The sequence below is a fragment of the Acidimicrobiia bacterium genome, from assembly GCA_035948415.1.
GTDB lineage: Bacteria > Actinomycetota > Acidimicrobiia > IMCC26256 > PALSA-555 > PALSA-555.
In genome coordinates, this window is sequence record DASZJD010000127.1 from 15,711 (window position 1) to 35,155 (window position 19,445).

Annotated in this window: 20 protein-coding genes; 12 read left to right on the top strand and 8 right to left on the bottom strand. The window is 75.6% G+C overall.

Annotated features, from left to right (window positions below):
• The first annotated feature begins 51 nt into the window (after positions 1-51).
• Complete coding sequence (locus VG869_16990) at positions 52-429, top strand: hypothetical protein (GenBank protein ID HEV3452882.1); 378 nt, start codon at positions 52-54, stop codon at positions 427-429.
• Positions 430-483: 54 nt separating this feature from the next.
• Positions 484-1,020, top strand: coding sequence for a GNAT family N-acetyltransferase (locus tag VG869_16995; GenBank protein ID HEV3452883.1), 537 nt, complete (start codon positions 484-486; stop codon positions 1,018-1,020).
• A gap of 51 nt (positions 1,021-1,071) precedes the next feature.
• Here VG869_16995 and VG869_17000 read toward each other — a convergent pair whose 3' ends face one another.
• Together VG869_17000 and VG869_17005 are read right to left on the bottom strand one after the other, a co-directional pair.
• Positions 1,072-1,746, bottom strand: coding sequence for a hypothetical protein (locus VG869_17000; GenBank protein ID HEV3452884.1), 675 nt, complete (start codon positions 1,744-1,746; stop codon positions 1,072-1,074).
• Between the two features lie 109 nt (positions 1,747-1,855).
• The gene (locus VG869_17005) at positions 1,856-3,253 is read right to left on the bottom strand and encodes a hypothetical protein (protein HEV3452885.1); all 1,398 of its coding nucleotides are present in this window, start codon (positions 3,251-3,253) and stop codon (positions 1,856-1,858) included.
• A 150-nt stretch (positions 3,254-3,403) separates the two neighbouring features.
• Between VG869_17005 and VG869_17010 the strand changes: the two genes are divergently transcribed.
• The 3 genes from VG869_17010 to VG869_17020 all read left to right on the top strand — a co-directional run bounded on the left by VG869_17010 (position 3,404) and on the right by VG869_17020 (position 6,727).
• Positions 3,404-3,949: a GNAT family N-acetyltransferase gene (locus tag VG869_17010; protein HEV3452886.1), complete on the top strand. Its 546-nt coding sequence runs from the start codon at positions 3,404-3,406 to the stop codon at positions 3,947-3,949.
• A gap of 67 nt (positions 3,950-4,016) precedes the next feature.
• Entirely contained in the window at positions 4,017-5,957 is a 1,941-nt protein-coding gene (locus VG869_17015; protein HEV3452887.1) for an ATP-dependent DNA helicase, read from the top strand.
• Positions 5,954-6,727, top strand: coding sequence for an aspartyl/asparaginyl beta-hydroxylase domain-containing protein (locus VG869_17020; protein HEV3452888.1), 774 nt, complete (start codon positions 5,954-5,956; stop codon positions 6,725-6,727). The genes VG869_17015 and VG869_17020 overlap by 4 nt, the downstream gene beginning before the upstream one ends.
• Positions 6,728-6,739: 12 nt before the next feature.
• Here the strand turns inward: VG869_17020 and VG869_17025 are convergent, their stop codons facing one another.
• The 3 genes from VG869_17025 to VG869_17035 are packed head-to-tail and all read right to left on the bottom strand — an operon-like array spanning position 6,740 to position 9,742.
• Positions 6,740-7,942: a pyridoxal phosphate-dependent aminotransferase family protein gene (locus VG869_17025; GenBank protein ID HEV3452889.1), complete on the bottom strand. Its 1,203-nt coding sequence runs from the start codon at positions 7,940-7,942 to the stop codon at positions 6,740-6,742.
• A 16-nt stretch (positions 7,943-7,958) separates the two neighbouring features.
• The gene (locus VG869_17030; GenBank protein HEV3452890.1) at positions 7,959-8,855 is read right to left on the bottom strand and encodes a hypothetical protein; all 897 of its coding nucleotides are present in this window, start codon (positions 8,853-8,855) and stop codon (positions 7,959-7,961) included.
• Positions 8,856-8,866: 11 nt separating this feature from the next.
• Positions 8,867-9,742, bottom strand: a complete 876-nt coding sequence (locus VG869_17035) for a lytic transglycosylase domain-containing protein (protein ID HEV3452891.1) — start codon at positions 9,740-9,742, stop codon at positions 8,867-8,869.
• Positions 9,743-9,781: 39 nt separating this feature from the next.
• On the opposite strand from VG869_17035, the gene VG869_17040 reads away from it, so the two are divergent.
• The 3 genes from VG869_17040 to VG869_17050 are packed head-to-tail and all read left to right on the top strand — an operon-like array spanning position 9,782 to position 12,308.
• Positions 9,782-10,360 (top strand): poly-gamma-glutamate hydrolase family protein, encoded by a 579-nt coding sequence (locus VG869_17040; GenBank protein ID HEV3452892.1) that lies wholly within the window; start codon positions 9,782-9,784, stop codon positions 10,358-10,360.
• Positions 10,361-10,362: 2 nt separating this feature from the next.
• Positions 10,363-11,055 carry an MTAP family purine nucleoside phosphorylase gene (locus VG869_17045; protein ID HEV3452893.1) on the top strand — a complete coding sequence of 231 codons (693 nt, stop codon included), beginning with the start codon at positions 10,363-10,365 and terminating at the stop codon, positions 11,053-11,055.
• Positions 11,052-12,308, top strand: a complete 1,257-nt coding sequence (locus VG869_17050) for an amidohydrolase (GenBank protein HEV3452894.1) — start codon at positions 11,052-11,054, stop codon at positions 12,306-12,308. Before VG869_17045 ends, VG869_17050 begins: the two co-directional genes overlap by 4 nt.
• 1 nt (position 12,309) lies before the next feature.
• Here VG869_17050 and VG869_17055 read toward each other — a convergent pair whose 3' ends face one another.
• Positions 12,310-12,873, bottom strand: a complete 564-nt coding sequence (locus VG869_17055; protein HEV3452895.1) for an HD domain-containing protein — start codon at positions 12,871-12,873, stop codon at positions 12,310-12,312.
• A 167-nt stretch (positions 12,874-13,040) separates the two neighbouring features.
• Between VG869_17055 and VG869_17060 the strand changes: the two genes are divergently transcribed.
• Positions 13,041-13,454, top strand: coding sequence for an AhpC/TSA family protein (locus VG869_17060; protein ID HEV3452896.1), 414 nt, complete (start codon positions 13,041-13,043; stop codon positions 13,452-13,454).
• 49 nt (positions 13,455-13,503) lie between these two features.
• Positions 13,504-15,744, top strand: a complete 2,241-nt coding sequence (locus tag VG869_17065) for a penicillin acylase family protein (protein HEV3452897.1) — start codon at positions 13,504-13,506, stop codon at positions 15,742-15,744.
• 129 nt (positions 15,745-15,873) lie between these two features.
• Here VG869_17065 and VG869_17070 read toward each other — a convergent pair whose 3' ends face one another.
• On the bottom strand, positions 15,874-16,785 hold the full coding sequence (locus tag VG869_17070; GenBank protein HEV3452898.1) for an alpha/beta hydrolase: 912 nt from the start codon (positions 16,783-16,785) through the stop codon (positions 15,874-15,876).
• A 90-nt stretch (positions 16,786-16,875) separates the two neighbouring features.
• Between VG869_17070 and VG869_17075 the strand changes: the two genes are divergently transcribed.
• Together VG869_17075 and VG869_17080 are read left to right on the top strand one after the other, a co-directional pair.
• Positions 16,876-17,820: a COX15/CtaA family protein gene (locus VG869_17075; GenBank protein ID HEV3452899.1), complete on the top strand. Its 945-nt coding sequence runs from the start codon at positions 16,876-16,878 to the stop codon at positions 17,818-17,820.
• A gap of 11 nt (positions 17,821-17,831) precedes the next feature.
• On the top strand, positions 17,832-18,515 hold the full coding sequence (locus VG869_17080) for a hypothetical protein (protein HEV3452900.1): 684 nt from the start codon (positions 17,832-17,834) through the stop codon (positions 18,513-18,515).
• A gap of 5 nt (positions 18,516-18,520) precedes the next feature.
• Here VG869_17080 and VG869_17085 read toward each other — a convergent pair.
• Positions 18,521-19,445: lipase maturation factor family protein (locus VG869_17085; GenBank protein HEV3452901.1), on the bottom strand; the 925-nt coding region annotated here is incomplete at its 5' end.

Consider the following 19,445-nt stretch of genomic DNA (forward strand, 5'->3'; position numbering starts at 1 on the left):
TCGCCGGCGGCCAGCGGCCCACGGCCCACGAGTCTCCGGGGGGTGTGCGCGATGCCCATGCGAGAGGACTGCCGGCACTTCGAGAGCCGGACCTACGACAACGGGGAGGTCGCCCGGTACTGCGTCCTCGGGCTGGCCCCCGAGCAGCCCTGGCGCTGCCCCGAGCACTGCCCCCGCTACGAGCCGTCGCTGATCGAGGGCGGGTTCGTGCAGGGGTCGCTGGCCCGCCCCGCCGTCGAGGACGAGCCCGAGGAGGACCCGGGCGAGGCGGCGTCGGTGCTGGAGGACGCCGAGGCGATCGTCGAGGCCGCGGAGCACGACGTCGTGGTCGACCTCCAGCGGGCCGAGGGCGGCGGGTCGCGCCGGTGGTGGCAGGTCTGGAAGCGGCGCCCGCCCGACGACGGGGACTTCCACCTCAGCAACCGCTGACGGCGGCGCGCGGCGCTGCGGCCTCGTCGCTCCGTCCCCTCGGCCGCGTCGCGCGTGGCCTTCCGGCCGTTGCGCCGCGCCGACCTCGACCAGCTGCGGCGCTGGCTGAACGAGCCCCACGTCGCGGCGTGGTGGGAACTGGGGGAGGGGCCGCGGGCGCCCGACGGTGAGCCGGTGACGGCGGAGCAGGTGGAGGCGGAGTACGGCGACGCGCTCGACGACGTCGGCCCGACCCACGTGTTCGTCATCCTCGTCGACGGGGGGCCGGTCGGTCTCATCCAGTGGTATCGGCTCCCCGACTTCCCCGACTACGCGGCGGCCGTCGGCGAACCGGCCGGTGCCGGGCTCGACCTCTTCGTCGGCGACCCCGGCCACGTCGGGCGCGGGCTCGGGGCCCTCGCGATCGACCGGTTCGTCACGTCGGTGGTGTTCGCGGCGCGCGACGTCGACCGGTGCGTGGCCGGGCCCGACGTCCGCAACGAGCGATCCATCCGAGCCTTCGCGAGCGCCGGGTTCCGGTGGGCCCGCGACGCGACCGTGCCCGGCGAGCCGGCGCCCGAGCGCGTGATGGTCCGGGACCGTGAGCGGTGACGACCCGCACGGGCGCGGCGAGGCCGCGTGCCCGCGCCGCGTGTCCCCGGCTCAGGCGGCGGCGACCCGCTGGACGACCGCGGCGATGACCGGCCGCGCCTGCCCCAGCGGTCCGCCTTGGTTGCTGAAGTCGAAGCCGACGAAGGCGCGTCCGACCCGGACCGCGACGACGTCGAACACCACGGTGACCGGGTTGCCCGCCCGGTCGGTGGCCTGCAGCGTGGCCTCCCAGCCGGCGTTGTCGTCACCGACGCCCTGGAGGTTGGCGACCGGCGCCGCGGTCACCTGGACCGCGGCGCGCCCGACCGCCTTCTTCGTGGCGTTCGTGAGGCACGTCTGCGCGTCCGTGGCCTTGTAGACGCTCAAGAAGCGGTCGGCGGCGGCGACGTCCTTGAACGCGTAGACGGTGTCCTCGGCCGACGTCAGCTGGTTCGGGGAGCGCAGGTCGGTGAACGTCGGGGACAGTCGCCGAGGGACGCGCTTGCGCGCCGCGCTGGACGCGGCTCGGATCTGCTTGCAGGCGGCGATGCCCGCGAAGCTCTTGTCGCTGGTGTCGTGCTGCTTGCTCGCGGTCCACGTCGAGGCGACGTCGGCGCTCGTCAGCGTGCCGGCGCCGAGGAGGGCCCGGTCGGTGGCGGCGACGTGGGCGCGGGCGACGGCGGGACCGGCGAGCGCGGCGACGAGCGCCACCCCGACCACGGGGGTCATCCAGCGCGCAGTGGGCATGCGGTTCGATCCTTCCGTCGGCGGCGAGCCCAGGGGTCCTCGAGCGGAGGGGGACGGGCCGCGCCAACCTAACCAGCGCGTCGGCGCGCCCCGGTGCGCCCTTGCGCCGTCACCGCTTCCGGCGACGGGCGGGGGCCTTCGGGAGGCTGATCCGGAAGGCGGCGACACGGTCCGCGCTCTCGACGAGCACCCAGCCGGCGCCGACCGCGGGCGTTGGGAAGTGCTGGCTGGCGTCGAGGCTCACCGGGTGCTGGGCGACGACTCGACCGTTCGCGGGGTCGAGCCCGTAGAGCACGTGATCGGAGGTGTCGACCGACCAGACCAGGCCGGCGCCCACCGTGACCGGGCCGTCGGCGCTGACCGGAGCGGTCCAGCCGTGCCGGAGCCGGGGCGGCGTGGTGGCGCGGTCGATGACGACCTGCTGGACCCCGCCCTGACAGGCGACGTACACCGACGCGCCGATCGCCCCGTTCCCGCCGAGGGCGCTGCACACGTCGAGTGACGCCAGCGGGGTGTGCCCGTCGGTCCCACCGAGGTTGGCGCCGTCGAGGAGGAAGGCGTGGTGCTGCTTGCCGACCTCGAAGACCTGTCCGGCGCCGACGAGCACCGGCGCGGTGGAGCCCAGGTCGAGGTCGGTCGCGTTGTCGCTCTGCCAGCTCGTGGGCTGGAACTCGCTGGCCACCGTGCCGAGCCCCGGTGGCAGGCGCACGACCGCGTCGCTGTGATCCGTCGCCGGCGGCGCGGGCGAGCTCTTCCCGTTGCCGGTGGCGACGTAGACGTTGCCGGTGGCGTCGATCGCCGGCGCCGCCGTGGACCACACACCCGCGGCCCGGTTCCCCGCGCCGGCGTCGGCGAACTCGACCGCGCCGGCGATGCCCCCGCCGTCCTCGCGCGCCGCCACCACGAACCCGTGGTAGTCGCCGCAGTCCCCGTAGAGCCCGCCGAAGCCGATGTACACCTTGCCGTTGGCCACGGTGAGCCCGGCGCGCTGCTGCTGGACCTCGGGGTTCGTCATGCCGGGCGGGTCCACGGGGGTGGGTCCGACCACGAGCTGACCGGTCGGGGCCTCGACCCCGACGAGCTCGTGCACGGGCGTGCGGGTCGTCGGCGGCTGCACCTCGGCCACGGCGAAGACCCGGGGCGGGTTGGTCGTCACGTCGACGGCGAGGGAGCTGGTGATGCCGAGCGGGTCGATGTTCCCGCACCCGGTCGCCGACGGGGAGACCTCGGCGATGACCGCGTGCGTGACCGGGTCACCGATGTGGCGCGGCCCCCAGAGGATGTGGCCGTCGCGCAGCGACAGCCCGTACAGCGAGTCGTTCTCGGTCGCGACGACGGCGACGGTGCCGACCACGGCGGGAGCGCCCTGGATGACGCCGTCCAGGGGCGCCGACTTCCACGACGTCACCGTGCCGGTGGCGGCACCCGCCGAGGTCGTCATGGTCGGGGCGAGCAGCGCGGCGGCGAGCACGGCGACGCCGGCCCGGGCCCGCCGACGGCTACGCACCGGGCGAGGCTACGGCGTCCCGAACGGGGGCGGGCGTCGGTCGCGCCCCGATCCGCGGGCGCGTCGTCGTCGCGGCCCGCCCGACGCGCCCGCGCCGATCCGCGAGCCGCGCTCGGAGCCGTCGGCCGCGACCGCTACCGTCGCCGGCTCGTGGTCCCCGAGCTGCGCACCGACCGCCTCCTCCTCCGCGCGTGGCGCCCCGAGGACCGGGCGCCGTTCGCGGCGCTGAACTCCGACCCCGCCGTCGTCGAGTTCCTCCCCGGGGCGCTCGACCGCGACGCGAGCGACGCGCTCGCGACCCGCTGCGAGGATCACTGGGCGGAGGAGGGCTTCGGGCTCTGGGCCGTGGAGGTTCCCGGGGTGGCGCCGTTCGTCGGCTTCGTCGGCTTGAACTGGGCGCGCTTCGACGCCCCGTTCACGCCCGCGGTCGAGGTCGGGTGGCGGCTCGCCCGCGCCGCGTGGGGCCACGGCTACGCCACCGAGGGCGGCCGAGCCTCGCTCGCGTTCGGCTTCGAGGACCGCGGCCTCGACGAGATCGTGTCGTTCACGACTCGGGACAACGTCCGGTCGCGTCGGGTGATGGAGCGCCTCCGGATGCGCCACGACCCCGCCGACGACTTCGAGCACCCCGTGGTCGCCGTCGGCAGCCCGCTGCGGCCCCACGTCCTCTACCGGCGGCGGCGCGCCGGCGGGTGACCGTCGACGCGTCGCGCTCGTCGCGGTTCCACGCCGGGTCGCCGTCCCGACGGTAGGTTCGGCCGGCATGGCCGCCGGCGAGGCCCTCGCGATCCTCGAGCGCTGCGTGCGCGGCCTCGACGGCGAGGACCGGCCGGGGCAGCGGGCCCTCACAGAGGCGGTCGCGGCCGCGCTCGACGAGCCGCACCACCTCGTGGCCGAGGCCCCCACGGGGTCCGGGAAGAGCCTGGCCTACCTCGCGGCGGTGGTGGCGTCCGGGCGGGTCACGGTCGTCGCCACCGCCACGCTGGCGCTGCAGGACCAGCTGTGGGGCCACGACCTCCCGGTCGTCCGCGAGCACGGCGGCGTGCCCTTCGACGCCGCGGTGTTGAAGGGCCGGGGTCAGTACCTGTGCCTGGCCCGGCTGCGCGCGGCCGCGGGCGGCGACGCCCTGTTCGACGAGCGGCCGGGGCCCGACTTCGCGGCGCAGCTGCAGGTCCTCGAGCGGTACGCGGCGCGCAGCGAGACCGGCGACGCCGCGGGGCTGGACGGGGTGACCCCGGCCGCCTGGCGGGCCGTGAGCTGCGGGCCGAGCGAGTGCCCGGGCGCGGCCCGCTGCCCCGCCGGCGGCGAGTGCTTCGCCGAGCGGGCCCGCGCGGTCGCCGAGGGCGCCGACATCCTCGTGGTGAACCACGCCCTCTACCTCGCGCACGTCGCCGCCGGGGGCGGGGTGCTGCCGCACCACGACCTCGTCGTCTTCGACGAGGCCCACGCGCTGCCGGACGTCGCGACGCGGGCGCTCGGGAGCGAGGTCGCGCCCGGCGGGCTCCGGCATCTCGGGGCCCGGCTTCGGGTCGCGGGCGGCGACGACGGTGCGGCCGCGGTCTTCGAGGCCGCCGACCGGCTCGAGGACTGCCTCGGCGAGCTCGACGGGCGCGTCGACCCGACGGCCGAGCCGCTCGCCGGCGTGCTCGCCGCCGCCGCCGAGCGGGTGGCGACCGCGGCCACCGGGCTCGGCGCCGACGCCGCCCCGCGGGTGGCCCAGACCGCCCGGCTGGCGGCCAGTCGCCTGGACGCGCTCCGGCAGCTGCAAGCGCCGCCGGCCGGCGAGGTGGCGTGGGTCGAGGGTGGGGACCGGCCGGTGCTCCGGCTGGCGCCCGTCGACGTGGGCCCCCGCCTGGCGGCGCGGCTGTTCTCGGCCCACCCGTGCGTGCTCACCTCCGCGACGCTCGGGCCCGGCCCGCGGTTCGAACCCCTCGCCCGCCGGCTCGGGCTCGACCCCGACGCGGCGACGCCGTCGGGGCGCGGCTACGCGGCGGCGCGCCTCGACTCGCCGTTCGACGTGCGCGCCCAGGCGTTGCTCTACGTGCCTCGCTCCCTGCCGGACCCGCGCCGTCCGGGGTGGGCCGAGGCCGCAGCCGACGAGCTGACGGCGCTCGTGGCCGCCGCCGGCGGTCGGGCCCTCGTCCTCTGCACGTCGCGTCGGGCGGTCGAGCACTTCGCCGCCGCGCTGCGGGCCGGCACCGGCCACCCCGTCCTCGCCCAGGGCGACGCCGGGAACGCGGTGCTCCTCGACCGGTTCCTCGCCGAGGAGGCCTCCTGCCTGGTCGCCACGCGCGCGTTCTGGCAGGGCGTCGACGTGCCGGGGCCGTCGTGCGTGCTCGTCGTCATCGACCGGCTGCCGTTCACGAGGCCGGACGACCCGCTCGAGCAGGCGCGCCGCGAGGCGGTGGAGGCCGCCGGCGGCTCGGCGTTCGGCGACGTGGACCTGCCCGCGGCCGCGCTCGTGCTCGCCCAGGGTGCCGGCCGGCTGCTGCGTCGGTCCACCGACCGCGGCGTCGTCGCCGTGCTCGACCCCCGATTGGCCACCGCCGGGTATCGCCGCGTGCTCCTCGACGCGCTGCCACCAATGCGTCGCAGCGTCGACCGCGACGAGGCAATCCGCGTCCTCGACGCCGCCGGCCCGGCCTCGGCGGCGCCCCCCGGGGGCCGGCCCGCGGCCGCCGCTACTACGCTGACGTCGTCGTGACGCCCGACGCCACCCCGCGGACGCTCCGAGCGCGCGCCGTCGACGTCGCCAACCGGTCGGGGGAGCGCGTGCTCCGCTGGCTCGACCGCTACTTCGGCCGCCACTCGCTGGTCGGGGACCGGACCTTCTTCGACCCGGCCGACTTCCCCTGGGTGGCCCGCGTCGAGGCCGGGTACGAGCAGATCCGCGCCGAGCTCGACGAGGTCCTGCGCTTCCACGCCGACCTCCCGAACTTCCAGGACATCTCGACCGACCAGTACCAGCTCACCGCCGACGACCGGTGGAAGACCTTCTTCTTCTACGGCTACGGGTTCAAGGCGGGCAAGAACGTCGAGCGCTGCCCGGAGACGGCCCGGCTGCTCGGCGAGATCCCGGGCATGACGACGGCGATGTTCTCGATCCTGTCGCCGCACAAGAAGATCCCGCCCCACGGTGGGCCGTACAAGGGGGTGCTGCGCTACCACCTCGGCCTCGTGGTCCCCGAGCCGGCCGAGGCGTGCGGCATCCGGGTCGGCCCGGACGTCCGCCACTGGGCCGAGGGGCGGAGCCTCGTCTTCGACGACACCTTCGAGCACGAGGCCTGGAACGACACCGACGCGCTGCGGGTCGTGCTCTTCGTCGACGTGAAGCGGCCGCTGCGCCGCCCGGCCCGGTGGCTGAACGAGGCCGTCCTGAAGGTGATCGGGTTCTCGCCGTTCATCCAGGACGCCAAGGCCCGCCACAACGCGTGGGAGCAGCGGTTCGAGCAGCTCCGGAGCCGCGGGACCTGACCGCGGCGGCCCCTACAGCTGGTCGTGGTCGGCGATGACCTTGTAGAGGAGCTCGGCCGCCTCCTCGAGCATCGCCGCGTCGTGGTCGACCATGAGGCTCAGCCGGATCAGGCCGGCCTCGCCCGCGACCGCGGGCGGGATGACCGGGTTCACGAACACGCCCGCCTCGAACAGGTCCCGGAACACCGCCGCCACCGACACCTCGTCGGCGCGCCGCAGCGGGATGGTCACGATGGCGCTGTCGGCCGGGTTGGTGGGGACGCCCCGCTCGGCGAGCAGCCCGAGGAAGAGGGCGACCTTCGCCCGCAGCCGGGCCGGCAGCTCGGGCTCCTCCCGGAGGACCCGCAGGGCCTCGAGCGCGGCCGCCACCGAGCCGGGCGTGTTCGAGGCCGTGAAGATGAACGGGTCGGAGGTGAGCGTCAGCAGCTCGATGGCGTCGGTGGGGCCGAGCAGCGCGCCGCCGCAGCTGCCGAGCGTCTTCGAGAACGTCACCGTGACGAGGTCGAGGTCGTGGAGCACGCCCTGGTCCTCGAGCGCGCCGCGGCCCCGCTCGCCGAGGACGCCGAGGCCGTGCGCCTCGTCGTCGAGCAGGAACGTGTTCGGGTGGCGGCGGCACGCCTCGACCAGGCCGGGGAGCGGCGCGGTGTCGCCGCCCATCGAGTAGACGCCGTCGACGAGCACCCCCTTCGCGGCCTCGGGCGGCGCCGCCGCCAGCAGCTGGTCGAGGTGCTCGACGTCGTTGTGGCGGAACCGGCGCATCGTCGCCCCCGACAGGCGCACGCCGGCGAGCAGTGAGTTGTGCGCCTCCTTGTCGATCACGGCCACGTCGTGGCGGCCGAGGAACCCGGCGATGGCGCTGGCGTTCGCGACGTAGCCGGTGGAGAACACGAGGCAGGCGGGCGCGTCGTAGAAGTCGGCGAGCTCCTCCTCGAGCGTCCGGTGGAGGGTCAGCGTGCCGTTCAGCAGCCGGGAGCCGGTGACCCCGGTGCCGAAGCGGCGGGTGGCGGCGAGGGCGGCCTCGATGACCCGCGGGTGGTACGAGAGGCTCAGGTAGTTGTTCGACCCGAAGTTGATGACGTCGCGGCCCTCGACCGTTAGCCGCGGCCGCGAGGCGCTCTCGACCGAGCGGTAGTACGGGTAGATGCCGGTCTCGACCCCGAGCTGGTAGAGGTCGTAGCGCGGGAAGGCGTGCAGCCGGTCGGCGAAGAACGTCATGCTCTCGACGCCCAGCCTAGGAGCGGGCGACGTCGTCGAGCGTCTCTCCGACCGGGCGGGTGGCGTCGGGGGCGACGGTCTCGACCGCCAGCCCGCAGCCCGTCGGGTCCTCCATGACCTGGCGGAACCGACGCACCGCGAACCAGGCCGTGAGCCCGTCCTCGGCCCGCTCGTCGAAGGTCCACCGGACCTGCATGCTGCGGCGCCGGTCGGGTCCGCTCGTCGGGCCGTCCGGGTCGGTGACGGGGCGGCCGAGCGAGCCGAAGACGCTGGCGGTCCCGTAGTCGTAGAGGTGGTGGTACACGGGCGGCATCCCGAGGCTGGCCATGTTGGCGATGACGACGCTGGCGTACATCGGGTCGTTCTCGATGTAGGAGCGGGGCAGCAGCCCGAGCCGGTCGGCGGCGTCGATCAGCCGCATGATGATCCGCCGCATGAACCCCGGGAAGGCCATCAACGCGCCGAGCTCCCGCTCCACTCGCGCCGCCTCGCCGCGCCGGTAGGCGACCTCGACCTCGCGCATGCCGGTGACCATCGCCGCGAACGACTCGTCGAGGTCGAACCGGCGCTTCACGACCAGCATGGGCGCGCCGGTCTCGAGCTTGGCCTTGATCGCGTACGAGTACCAGAGGCCGTGCCGGTCGTAGAGCCGGCCGCCGGCGACGAAGCGGTTCGTGGTCGGGTGTCGCGTCATCGTGTCGCGCAGCGCCCACATCGCGACATGGAACACGTCGATGCGCAGCCCCGGGTTGGCCTGGTTCCACTCCCGGATGAAGTGGTCCGTGTGCCGCAGCGTCACGTCGTGCTCGAGGTAGACCGCGGCCTCGTTGCGCGTGCGCATGATGTACGGCATGACGCGCCGCGCGCGCTGCAGTCCCCGGACAAGGTCGCCGTCGACGCGGTGTCGCCACACGGGCGCTCAGCCTACCCGGCCTGTCGCACGGCGGGCTGTTGCGGATAGCCCACGGGGAGCACGTACGTGCCGGCTGACGTCTCGTACACGACCGGCCATTGGTAGTAGCCGTCGAACGCGGCCGCGTTGGCGGCGAGCACGGTCTCGTAGTCCTCGACCGCGCGCACGTACCGACTGTCGTTGTTGTAGGCGAGCAGCGCGCGGCCGATGTTCGCGGGACCGCCACGGGCGGCGAGCAGCCGTCCCGCGGCGAGGATCGCGTCGTGGTCGTCGTCGATGTTCGTGCCGCGCCCGTACTCGGCCCACGTGGCCGGCTCGAACTGCATCGGGCCCTGGGCCCCCGCGCTGCTCGGGCCCATGATGCGGCCGAGGCGCGACTCGATCAGGTGGATGCCGGCGAGGTAACCCCACGGGACGCCGGTCGCCTGCTCGGCCTCGTGGTAGTCGGCCAGCAGCGTCGGCTCGGGCAGGGGGGCGCGGACGGTCCACGGCGGGAACGTCGCCGCCTTCGGCCCCGCGGTGGTCAGCGAGTCGAGCGACACCGAGGCGTCGAGGTTCGCGCTCACCGCCGGCTGCACGTCGGCGGGCACGGCGGCGAGGACGCCGGCGCGCCACTCCGGGTGCGACACGAGCGTGCCGTAGGCCCGCACCTGGACCAGACCGAGCCGGGCCGCGTCGGGGTCGCCGGGCGCGCGCAGCCCCCGCTCGATCGTGGTCAGGGTCGCGGCCAGCGCCGCCGGGCCGTCGAGCGGCAGCGGGGTCGTGGTCACCGTGGTCGTGGCGGGCGCGTGGGCCCGGGCCGACGGCCGGGCGCCGGTGGACGAGCCGCCCGTGCAGCCCACGAGCAGGACGACCACGACCACCGCGACCGCCCCGTGCCGACCCACCGGGGGAGGATCGCGCGTGCCGGGTAGCCTCCGCTCGCAGTGTTCGCCGACCTGCTCGCCCACCCCGGGGTGGAGGAGCGCGTGGTCCTGGGCTCCCGGGTCGGGTTCCTCGCCCTCCACGGCGGCCTCGAGCCCGGCACCGCCGAGCTGGCGCGCGACGCGGCGGCGGCCAGCGGGGCGTCGCTCTACGCCGTGGTCCAGCCCGACGAGCTCAAGTGGCACGTCCCCGCCCACCAGATCGCGCCGGGCGACGCCCCGAGCCTCGCCGCCTTCCTCGGCCACGTCGACGTCGTGGTCTCGCTCCACGGGTACCGCCGACCGGACCTCCGGACCTCGGTGCTCGTCGGCGGGGCCGACCGGGTCCGGGCCGGGCGGCTGAGCCGGCGGCTCCGCCGGGCCCTGCCCGACTACGAGGTCGTCGACGACCTGGCGCGGATCCCGCCCGACCTGCGAGGCCTGCACCCACGCAACCCGGTGAACCTGGCCCGGGGCGGCGGCGTCCAGCTCGAGCTCCCGCACCGCGTCCGCTCGATCGGCCCGTTCCGCGACGCGTCGTACCGGGCGCACACCGCCGCGCTCCTGGACGCGCTCGCCCGCTACGCCGCGTCGGCGGCGTAGCGGTGGGCCGGCTCGCGGTCGTCGGCAAGCACCAGACCCTCGGCGCCCCCGCGCCCGACGTGTCGCGGCCCGACCTCGGCTCGCTCGGCGTGCTCGACCACGGCACCCACGTGAGCCTGTACCGCCACGGTCTCGGCACCCCCGTCCCGCCCCACGAGATCGACCACGCCGCTCACCTGCGGGCGCTCGCCGAGCTCGGCTGCGACCGAGTCCTGGCCCTCAGCTCGGTCGGGTCGCTGCACCGGGCGCTGCCCGTCGGCTCGTTCGTCGTCCCCGACGACTTCATCGCCCTCGACCAGCGCCCGGTGATGGTCGAGCGCGCCCACGCGCACGTCGTCCCCGGGTTCACCCCCGCGTGGCGGTCGCGGCTCTTGGCGACGTGGCCGCAGGTGACGGGGGAGCCGGTCGTCGCCGGCGGCGTGTACTGGCAGGCGAACGGCCCCCGCTTCGAGACCCCGGCCGAGGTGCGGCTCATCGCCGCCTCGGCCGACCTCGTGGGCATGACCGTCCCGTCGGAGTGCGTCGCCGCCAACCAGGCCGGCCTCGCCTACGCGGCGGTGTGCGTCGTCGACAACCTCGCCAACGGCGTCGGCGACCGCCCGCTCACGATCGACGAGTTCGAGCGCGGCGCGGCCGCGAACGCGGTGCGGCTGGCGTCGATTCTCGAGCGCCTCCTGCCGGAGCTGGCCCGATGAGCCTCGCTGTGACCGGCGCCACCACCGTGGACGGCGAGCCGGTGGGGCTGCGGGTGGAGGACGGCCGGATCGCGGCCGTCGGCCCCGGCGTCGACGCCGAGGCGGGCGACGAGGGGCTCGACGGCGCCGGCCGGGTGCTGCTGCCGGGCCTCGTGAACGGGCACACGCACGCCGCGATGACCCTGTTCCGCGGCTTCGCCGGCGACCTCGCTCTCATGGACTGGCTCGAGCACCACATCTGGCCCGCCGAGGCCCGCCTCGACGCCGACGACGTGTACTGGGGCACCCGCCTGGCCTGCCTCGAGATGATCCGCACCGGGACGGTGCGGTTCTGGGACATGTACTGGCAGCCGGCGGCGGTGGCGCGCGCCGTCACCGACGCCGGCTTGCGGGCCACCGTCGGCCTGCCGCTCATCGACGGCCTCGACCCGGCGCGGGGCCGGCGGCTGCGCGACGACGCCCTGCGGTCCCTCGACGAGCTCGCCGACGCCGACCCCCGGGTCACCCCCTGCCTGACGCCGCACGGCATCTACACCGTGAGCGCGGAGTCGCTGGCCTGGGTGGCCGAGACCGCCGCCGCCCGCGACCTGTTCGTCCACCTCCACTTCCTCGAGATCGAGGACGAGGTGCGCGGCTGCCTCGAGCGGGCCGGCGAGCGCCCCGGCCCGTTCCTCGATCGGCTCGGGCTGCTCACCCCCCGCACGGTCCTGGCCCACGGCGTGTGGATGGAGGACGCCGAGCTGGAGCTCGTCGCGGCCCGCGGCGCCACCGTGGTGACGAACCCGGTCTCGAACCTCAAGCTGGCGGTCGGGCGGGTGTTCCCGTACGCGCGCGTCCGCGAGGCCTCGATCCCGGTCGGCATCGGCACCGACGGCGCGTCGTCGAACAACGGCCTCGACCTGCTCCAGGACGTCAAGGTGCTCTCGCTGGTGCAGAAGCACGAGCAGCGCGACCCCCGGGCGCTGCCGGCCGCCGAGGCCTGGCGCGTCGTGACCGGGGGCCTCGCGCCCGCGCTCGGCGGCGCGCCCGACCTGGTTCCCGGCGCGCCCGCCGACTTCATCCTCGTGCGCGCGGACGCGCCGGAGCTCGCCCCTGGGCACCTCGTCGCAAACCTCGTCTACGCCGCGGCCGGGACGGTCGTCGACGCCACCGTCGTCGCGGGGCGGGTGCTGATGCGCGAGGGTCGGATCGAGGAGGAGGCCGCGGTCCGGGCCAAGGCGCGCGAGCGAGCGGCGCGCCTCGACGTGCTCTGAGCTACATCGAGTGCGGGTGCGCGAACACGTCGCGCAGTCGGGCCTCGAAGTGCTCGAGGGGCAGCGTGTCGTAGGCGGGGTCGAAGGCGACCTGGTCCCAGTCGTCGGCGAACTGCTCCGCGAGCGCGAACCACGACGCGCCGCGGTACTGCTCGCGAGCGTCCGGGTCGGCGCCGAAGTGCTCGTAGTAGTGCCGGCCCTGGAAGTCCTGGTGGGCCTTGATCATCTGGTACACGTCGTCGCGCACGTAGCACTTCAGGATCTCGGCCGCGATCACGGGGTGGTTCGGGACGCTCACGGCCTTCCCGACGTCGTGACACAGCGACGCCACGACCAGCTCGTCGTCGGCGCCGGCGCGCTCGGCTCGGGTGGCGGTCTGCAGGGAGTGCGTCAGCTGGTCCACGGCGAACCCGTCGGTGATGTCGGCGAGGGACCGGAGCATCCCGAGCACCCGGTCGGCCACCCGGCCCTGGTGCTCGAAGGTCTCCCGGCCGATCACCGCCCACTGCTCGGCCGTCGATTCGTCCATCCGCGTGAAGGAGGTCGGCGCATCGGTGGTGGTCATGGACCCAGTCTCCCACGGCGACCGGGCCCCGAGTACGGTCGGACGCCGTGGACCTCGAGGCCCTGGCCGACGTGCGGCTCGCCGACGCCGACGGCGTCCGGTACCGCCTGGGCGACACGTGGGCCGAGCGGCCCGTCGTCCTCGTCTTCCTCCGGCACTTCGGCTGACTGCTCTGCCGGGAGCACGCCGCGCAGTTGCGCGGCCGCTACGCCGAGATCCGGGGGCGTGACGCCGAGGTCGTCGCGGTCGGGACCGGCGATCGCCGCTACGCCGCCGCCTTCGTCGCCGACGAGGAGATCCCGTTCCCGGTGCTCGTCGACGACGACGGGGTCGCCGCTCGCGCCGCCTCGGTGCGAAAGGTCGGGATGCTGCGGCTGCTCGCCGACCGGCGGTCGTGGGCGGGCACCCGGCGGGCCTGGTCGGCCGGGCACCGCATCCACCGGGCCGGCACCCGGGTGACCCAGCTGGGCGGCACGTTCGTGGTCGGCCCCGGCGCCGAGGTCCGCTACGCGCACGTGGACGCGCACTCGGCCGACCACGCGCCGCTCGACGCCGTCCTCGCCGCGCTCTCGCGCCCGTAGCGCGCAATCGAGGCTCTCGGCGCCGGGCCGCACGCATAACGTGCAGCCGATGCCGCCGTCCGTCGTCGTCGTGCCGGGCCTGGACGGGGAGGTGGTCATCGAGCGCGACGGCTGGGGCATCCCGCACGCCGTCGCCGCCAGCGGGCACGACGCCTTCTTCGCCCAGGGCTTCGTGCAGGCCGAGGACCGCCTCGGCCAGCTCGAGTTCGATCGCCGCCGGGCGCTCGGCCGGTGGGCCGAGGTGGCCGGCCGGTCCGCGGTCGAGTTCGACGGCTTCGCGAGGCGGGCGGACCTGCCCGGGGTGGCCCGCCGCGAGTACGAGCGGCTCGACCCCGACAGCCGGGCGCCGCTCGACGCGTACGCCGCGGGCGTGAACGCCTGGCTGGGCCTCGGCCGCGACCCGCCGACCGACCTCGCCCTCGCCGGCGTCACGCCCGAGCCCTGGGAGCCGTGGCACGCCTGCGCGGTGTTCCTCGTCCGGCACGTCGTCTTCGCCACGTGGCAGCGCAAGCTCTGGCGCGGCCGGCTGGTCGCCGAGCTGGGCCCGTCGACGGTCGCCCGCCTCGAGCGGCGGCCCCCGATCGACGTGCCGCTCATCGTGCCCCCCGGCCTCGTCGGGCCGGCGGCGGCCATCGACCCCGACGGGCTCGCGGTGGTGGCCGAGGCCATGGGCGCGGCGGGTGGCTCGGGCTCGAACGCGTGGGCGGTGGCGGGGACGCGCGCGCGGTCCGGGCTCCCGCTCGTCGCCGGTGACCCGCACCGGCTCGTCGAGGTTCCGAACGTCTACTACCAGTGCCACCTGGCCTGCCCCGACTTCGACGCCATCGGGCTGGCCTTCGTCGGGGTGCCGGGGTTCCCGCACTTCGGGCACACCGAGCGCGTGGCCTGGTGCGTGACGAACGCCAACGGCGACTACCAGGACCTCTACGTCGACCGGGTCGACGCCGCGGCGCCGTCGCGGCGGGAGGTGATCGCGGTTCGCGACGCCGACCCGGTCACGGTCGAGTGCCGCGCCACCGCGCACGGCCCGCTGCTCTTCGGCGACCCGGAGTCCGGCACCGCGGTCGCCCTCCGGGCCACCGCGCTGGCGCGCCCGAGCCGGGGCCTGTCGGTGCTGCTGCCGATGCTGCGCGCCCGCACCGTCGACGAGCTCGACGACGTCATGCGGGCGTGGGTCGACCCGGTGAACAACCTCGTCTCGGCCGACGTGGACGGCCACCTCCGCTACCGCACCGTGGGCGAGATCCCGGTCCGCTCGACCGCGAACGCGTGGGGTCCGGTGCCAGGCTGGACCGCCGACCACGAGTGGGTCGGCACGGTGCCGTACGACGAGCTGCCGTCGAGCCGCGACCCGGAGCGGGGCTGGATCGTCACCGCCAACCAGGCGATCGTCGGGCCCGACTACCCGCACTACCTCGGGCTCGACTACGCCCGTCCCGACCGGGCCGCCCGCATCGTCGCCCGCCTCGAGGCCCTCGGCCCGGCGACGGTCGAGGACATGGCCGCGATCCACCAGGACCGCCGCGCCCTGGCCGCCGACCTCTGGGTCGAGCGGCTGGTCCGCCTCGACGGGCGCAACGACCACGAGCGGGCCGCGCTCGAGCGGCTGCGGCGCTGGGACCGGGTGATGGACGCGGCGTCGGTCGGCGCCGCCGTCTACATGACCGCCCGCGACGCCGCCGGCCGGGCCGTCGCCGCCCACCCCGCGCTGGACCCGCTGCGGGCGCCGTTCCCGGGGGAGCCGCGCGCCGTGTTCGTGCCGCTCGAGCTGCGGCTCTGGCCGCTGCTGCCCCGGCTCCTCGCGGCCGACGACGTGACGCTGCTCCCGTCCGGCCGGACCTGGACCGACGTGCTGGCGGCGGCGCTGACCGACGCCGTGGCCCTCCTCCGGCGGGAGCTCGGCGACGACGTCGACGACTGGCGGTGGGGCGCCCTGCACCGCTGCGCGCCCCGGCACCCGCTGTCGACGACGGACCCGTCGTGGGCGGCCGCGCTCGACCCTCCCGCGGTCGAGATGGGCGGCGAGTGGGACACGGTCTGGTCGGCGGCGCATCCGGCCGGGTACGGCTTCGGGGTCACCACCGCGTCGGTGGCCCGCTACGTGTTCGACCTCGCCGACTGGGACCGGTCGGCCTGGGTGGTCCCCCTCGGCGTGTCCGGCGAGCCGACGAGCCCGCACTTCGCCGACCAGCAGGAGGCCTGGGCGACGGGCGCGCTCGTCCCGATGCCGTACTCGCGGGCCCGCGTCCGCGAGAGCGCCGCCTCGACCACGACGCTGCGGCCGGCCTGATCCCACCCGTCGCTCAGCCGCGGGCGAGCGTCGTCACCCCGCGGCGGAGGAACGGCAGCGCGGCGCCACGCGGGTCGGGGGCGTCGGACGTCCCCCGCGGGTCGGTCACCGCCGGGGGTGGCGCCGCGGTCACACGTCGAGGAAGCCCTCGAGGAGCCGGGCCAGCTCGACCGGCCGGTCGCCCTGCACGCTGTGCCCGGCCCCGTCGACGACCTCGACCCGCGCGTCGGGCTGGCGTCGCCGCAGCTCGGCCACGTCGTCGTCGTCCACGACCGAGCCCGGAGCACCGCCCCGGACCAGGAGGAGCGGCACGGCGATCCGGGAGACGTCGTCCCAGAGCGTCGCGAAGTCGGCGGGGATCTCGAGGGTGTCGCGCTCGAGGATCCGCGGCCGCTGGTAGCGCCACACCCATCGCCCGTCGTCGCGCGCGACGGCGTTGTGCAGGACGCCGCGGCGTAGCGACGACTCGGACCGGGTCGGGTTGAACTCGATCGTGCGGGCCAGGATCTCGTCGAAGCTCGCGAAGCTCTCGGGGCCGGCGATGAACTGCGCGATCGGCGCCGCCTTCTCGCGGTCGACACCCGGGGTGACGTCGACGAGGGCCAGGCGGCGGACGAGGTCGGGGGCCTCGCTCGTCAGCGCGATGGCGGTCAGCCCGCCGAGCGACATCCCGACCACCAGGCGCGCCTGCGGGGCCAGCGCCCGCACCGCCACGGCGACGTCGGCGGCGTTCAGCCGGGGACCGAACGGGCCCTCCTCGCGGTGGTCGGAGTGGCCGTGGCCGGGCAGGTCGACGGCCACGAGCGGCCGCTGCAGGGCGAGCGCGACCGTGTCCCAGGTGTGCGCGTTCTGGGCGCCGCCGTGGAGCAGCACCAGCTCGGGCGCGGCGTCGCCCCACACGAGCGCGCTGAGGCGACGGCCGTCGGCGGTGACCGGCACCGACTCGCGACGGACCGTCGGCGGTCCCGCCCAGGGGATCCCGTACTCCTCGGCGTTCTCGTGGAACAGCCCGAACTCGTCGTAGCGCGCCGGCTCCGTCATCGGCGCCGGACGCTAACGGCTCCGCCCCGCGGGGTCGACCGGCCCGACGGGGGTGTCGCCGCCGCCCCGACCTACGATCCGGACGCCGTGATGAGCGTGCTGCGCAGGCTTCCCCGCGTCTCCCCGGCCGCGTACCGGCGGATCACCTTCGCGGCCGCGCTCCTGCTGGCCGTGATCATCGTCACCGGCGGCGCCGTGCGCCTCACCGGCTCCGGCCTCGGCTGCCCGGACTGGCCGAACTGCGACCCCGGGCACCTCACCCCGCGCAGCGCCGCCGACGTCAACGCCATGGTCGAGTTCCTGAACCGGGTGTTCACCGCCCTCGTCTCGGTCGCCGTCGGCCTCGCCGTCGTGGGGGCGCTGCTCCGCCGCCCCCGCCGCGCCGACCTCGTCTGGCTGTCCCTCGGTCTCGTCGCCGGCTTCGTGGCTCAAGCCGTCCTCGGCGGCCTCGTCGTCCTCTTCGAGCTCCAGCCGCAGTTCGTGATGGCGCACTTCCTGCTGTCGCTCGTGCTGCTGGCGAACGGGATCCTGCTGCACCGGCGAGCCGGGGAGCCCCGCGGGCCGGCCCGGCCGCGGGTCGCGCCGGTCGTCCGCCGCGCCGGCGCGGCGCTGCTCGTCGCGATCAGCGTCGTCGCGGTGACCGGCACCGTCGTGACCGCCAGCGGACCCCACGGCGGCGACGCCAAGGCCAAGCGGTTCTCGTACAGCATCCCGCAGGTCGCCCGGGTCCACGGCAGCGCGGTCGTCGTGTTCCTCGCCCTCACGCTGGTGACGTTCGCGCTGCTGCGTCGCACGCGCGCGTCGGCCGACGACCAGCGTCGACTCGGGATCGTCCTGCTCGTCGCGGTGGCCCAGGCCGCGATCGGGTACATCCAGTACTTCAACGGCATCCCGGCGCTGCTCGTCGGGATCCACATCGCTGGCGCCACCGCGGTGTTTGCGGCGGTGTTCCACTTCTGGCTCCACCTCACCGACCACGAGCCGGCCGCGCCGCCGCCGGTGGACGTCGTCGAGCCGGCGCTGGCGTCGGCCTGAGCGCTCGCGGCGTGCGGCTCGGCGGGGACCCGTGGCCGCCGGTGGCGCGCCGCGCCGCCCGCGCCCTGGCGTGCGTGGCCGTGATCGGCGCGGTCGTCGGCGGCCCGGCGCGGCCGGCCCGGGCGGTCTCGCCGTCACCGAGCGAGCGCCTCCGAGCCGCGGCGCACGGCACGCTGCGGGGCCGGTTCGGCACCCTGCAGTTCCAGCGCGACGGCGCCGTGCGGTTCGTCGTCCTCGAGTGCGGATACCTGCCCACCACGGCCGGCTACGTGCGCAGCTTCACCGACTGCCCACCCGACACGACGACGGGCCGGCTCGACGTCGGCGCCACCGGCTACGACGTGACGCGACCCGACGGGACCACGGTGCACTTCGCGGCCTACGTGGATCCGACCGGGGGCCTGCACCTGGGGTTCGGCGCCGTGGGGCAGCTCGCCGCCGACCGGACCGGCACGATCGTGGTGGCACCGACCGAGCAGCTCGTGGTCGGCCGCACCGGCTGCGTCGACGTCCAAACCGGCCAGGGACGCGTCGTCCCGTGCCGCTTCCTGCGCAACCGGGGGCGGACCGTCCTCGTCTACCCGACCACCGACATCGCCACCCCGAGCGGCACCCGGCAGGCCGCGCTCGTGCTCGTCGGCGCCCGCCTGCTCGTGAGCCCCGAGCTCGTCGACCGGGTCTACGCGCGGCGGTAGGCGGCTCAGAACCCGGCCGCGATCGCCAGCTCGCCCGAGGGGGTCCGCTCGAGCGGCGGGAGGTACTCGCCGACCGGGGTGCGGGACCACCACGCGCCGGTCGCCCGCCGCTCCGCCGGGGTCGTGAACCGGTAGCGGAAGAGGCGGGCCCGGACGTACGTCGGCGCCCGGTCGGGGAACGGGTTGCGCCGCAGGAGCTTCACGGTCGGGCCGTCGTTCTCGAGGAGCCGCCCGACGAGCGGGAGCATCCAGGGCTGGCGCGCCGGCGGGCCCATCGCCGCGAACCACATCAGCCAGTCGAGCCGCAGGTGGTAGGGGGCGACCTGCGGCGGCAGGCGGCGCGGGTCGCCCGGCTTGCCCTTGAACTCGTACTCGGTCCAGGCGGTGGCGGGGGACAGCGCCGCGTCCTGGGTGCCCTCGAGGACGACCTCGTAGCGCTCCTTCGTGATGTGCCCGAAGGCGCCGTAGGTGCCCACGAAGTGGAACCGGTTGAAGCTGAAGTTCATGAGCTGGCGGCGCGAGAGCAGGTTGCGGACGGGCCAGAAGCTCAAGCCGGCCACGAGCGCGGTGAGCCCGACGACGAGCCCCTCGTACCACGCCGGCGCGCCGACGAGCGCCGGGTGGTGGAACGGGAACACGGGCTCGAGCCACGAGCCGCTGAGGGCGAAGATCGCCAGCGTCACGGTGATGAAGTTCAGCCAGGAGAAGTTGCCGGACAGGATCAGCCAGCCCTGGGTCGCGATGATGATGAGCCCGGCGACGCCCGCGACCGGCTGCGGGGTGAAGAGGAGGAACGGCACCGCGAGCTGGGCGACGTGGTTGGCGAGGACCTCGACCCGGTGCGCCGGCCGGGGCAGGTGGTGGAACCACCAGCTCAGCGGGTTCGGCATCGGCTGGGTCTCGTGGTGGTAGTAGAGGCAGGTCAGGTCG

Coding starts and splice junctions, on each gene's coding strand:
- VG869_17065 (HEV3452897.1), top strand. CDS start 13,504: ATGCCGCCGTCCGTCGTCGTCGTGCCGGGCCTGGACGGGGAGGTGGTC.
- VG869_17025 (HEV3452889.1), bottom strand. CDS start 7,942: ATGACGTTCTTCGCCGACCGGCTGCACGCCTTCCCGCGCTACGACCTC.
- VG869_17050 (HEV3452894.1), top strand. CDS start 11,052: ATGAGCCTCGCTGTGACCGGCGCCACCACCGTGGACGGCGAGCCGGTG.
- VG869_17070 (HEV3452898.1), bottom strand. CDS start 16,785: ATGACGGAGCCGGCGCGCTACGACGAGTTCGGGCTGTTCCACGAGAAC.
- VG869_17075 (HEV3452899.1), top strand. CDS start 16,876: ATGAGCGTGCTGCGCAGGCTTCCCCGCGTCTCCCCGGCCGCGTACCGG.
- VG869_17000 (HEV3452884.1), bottom strand. CDS start 1,746: ATGCCCACTGCGCGCTGGATGACCCCCGTGGTCGGGGTGGCGCTCGTC.
- VG869_17055 (HEV3452895.1), bottom strand. CDS start 12,873: ATGACCACCACCGATGCGCCGACCTCCTTCACGCGGATGGACGAATCG.
- VG869_17015 (HEV3452887.1), top strand. CDS start 4,017: ATGGCCGCCGGCGAGGCCCTCGCGATCCTCGAGCGCTGCGTGCGCGGC.
- VG869_16990 (HEV3452882.1), top strand. CDS start 52: ATGCCCATGCGAGAGGACTGCCGGCACTTCGAGAGCCGGACCTACGAC.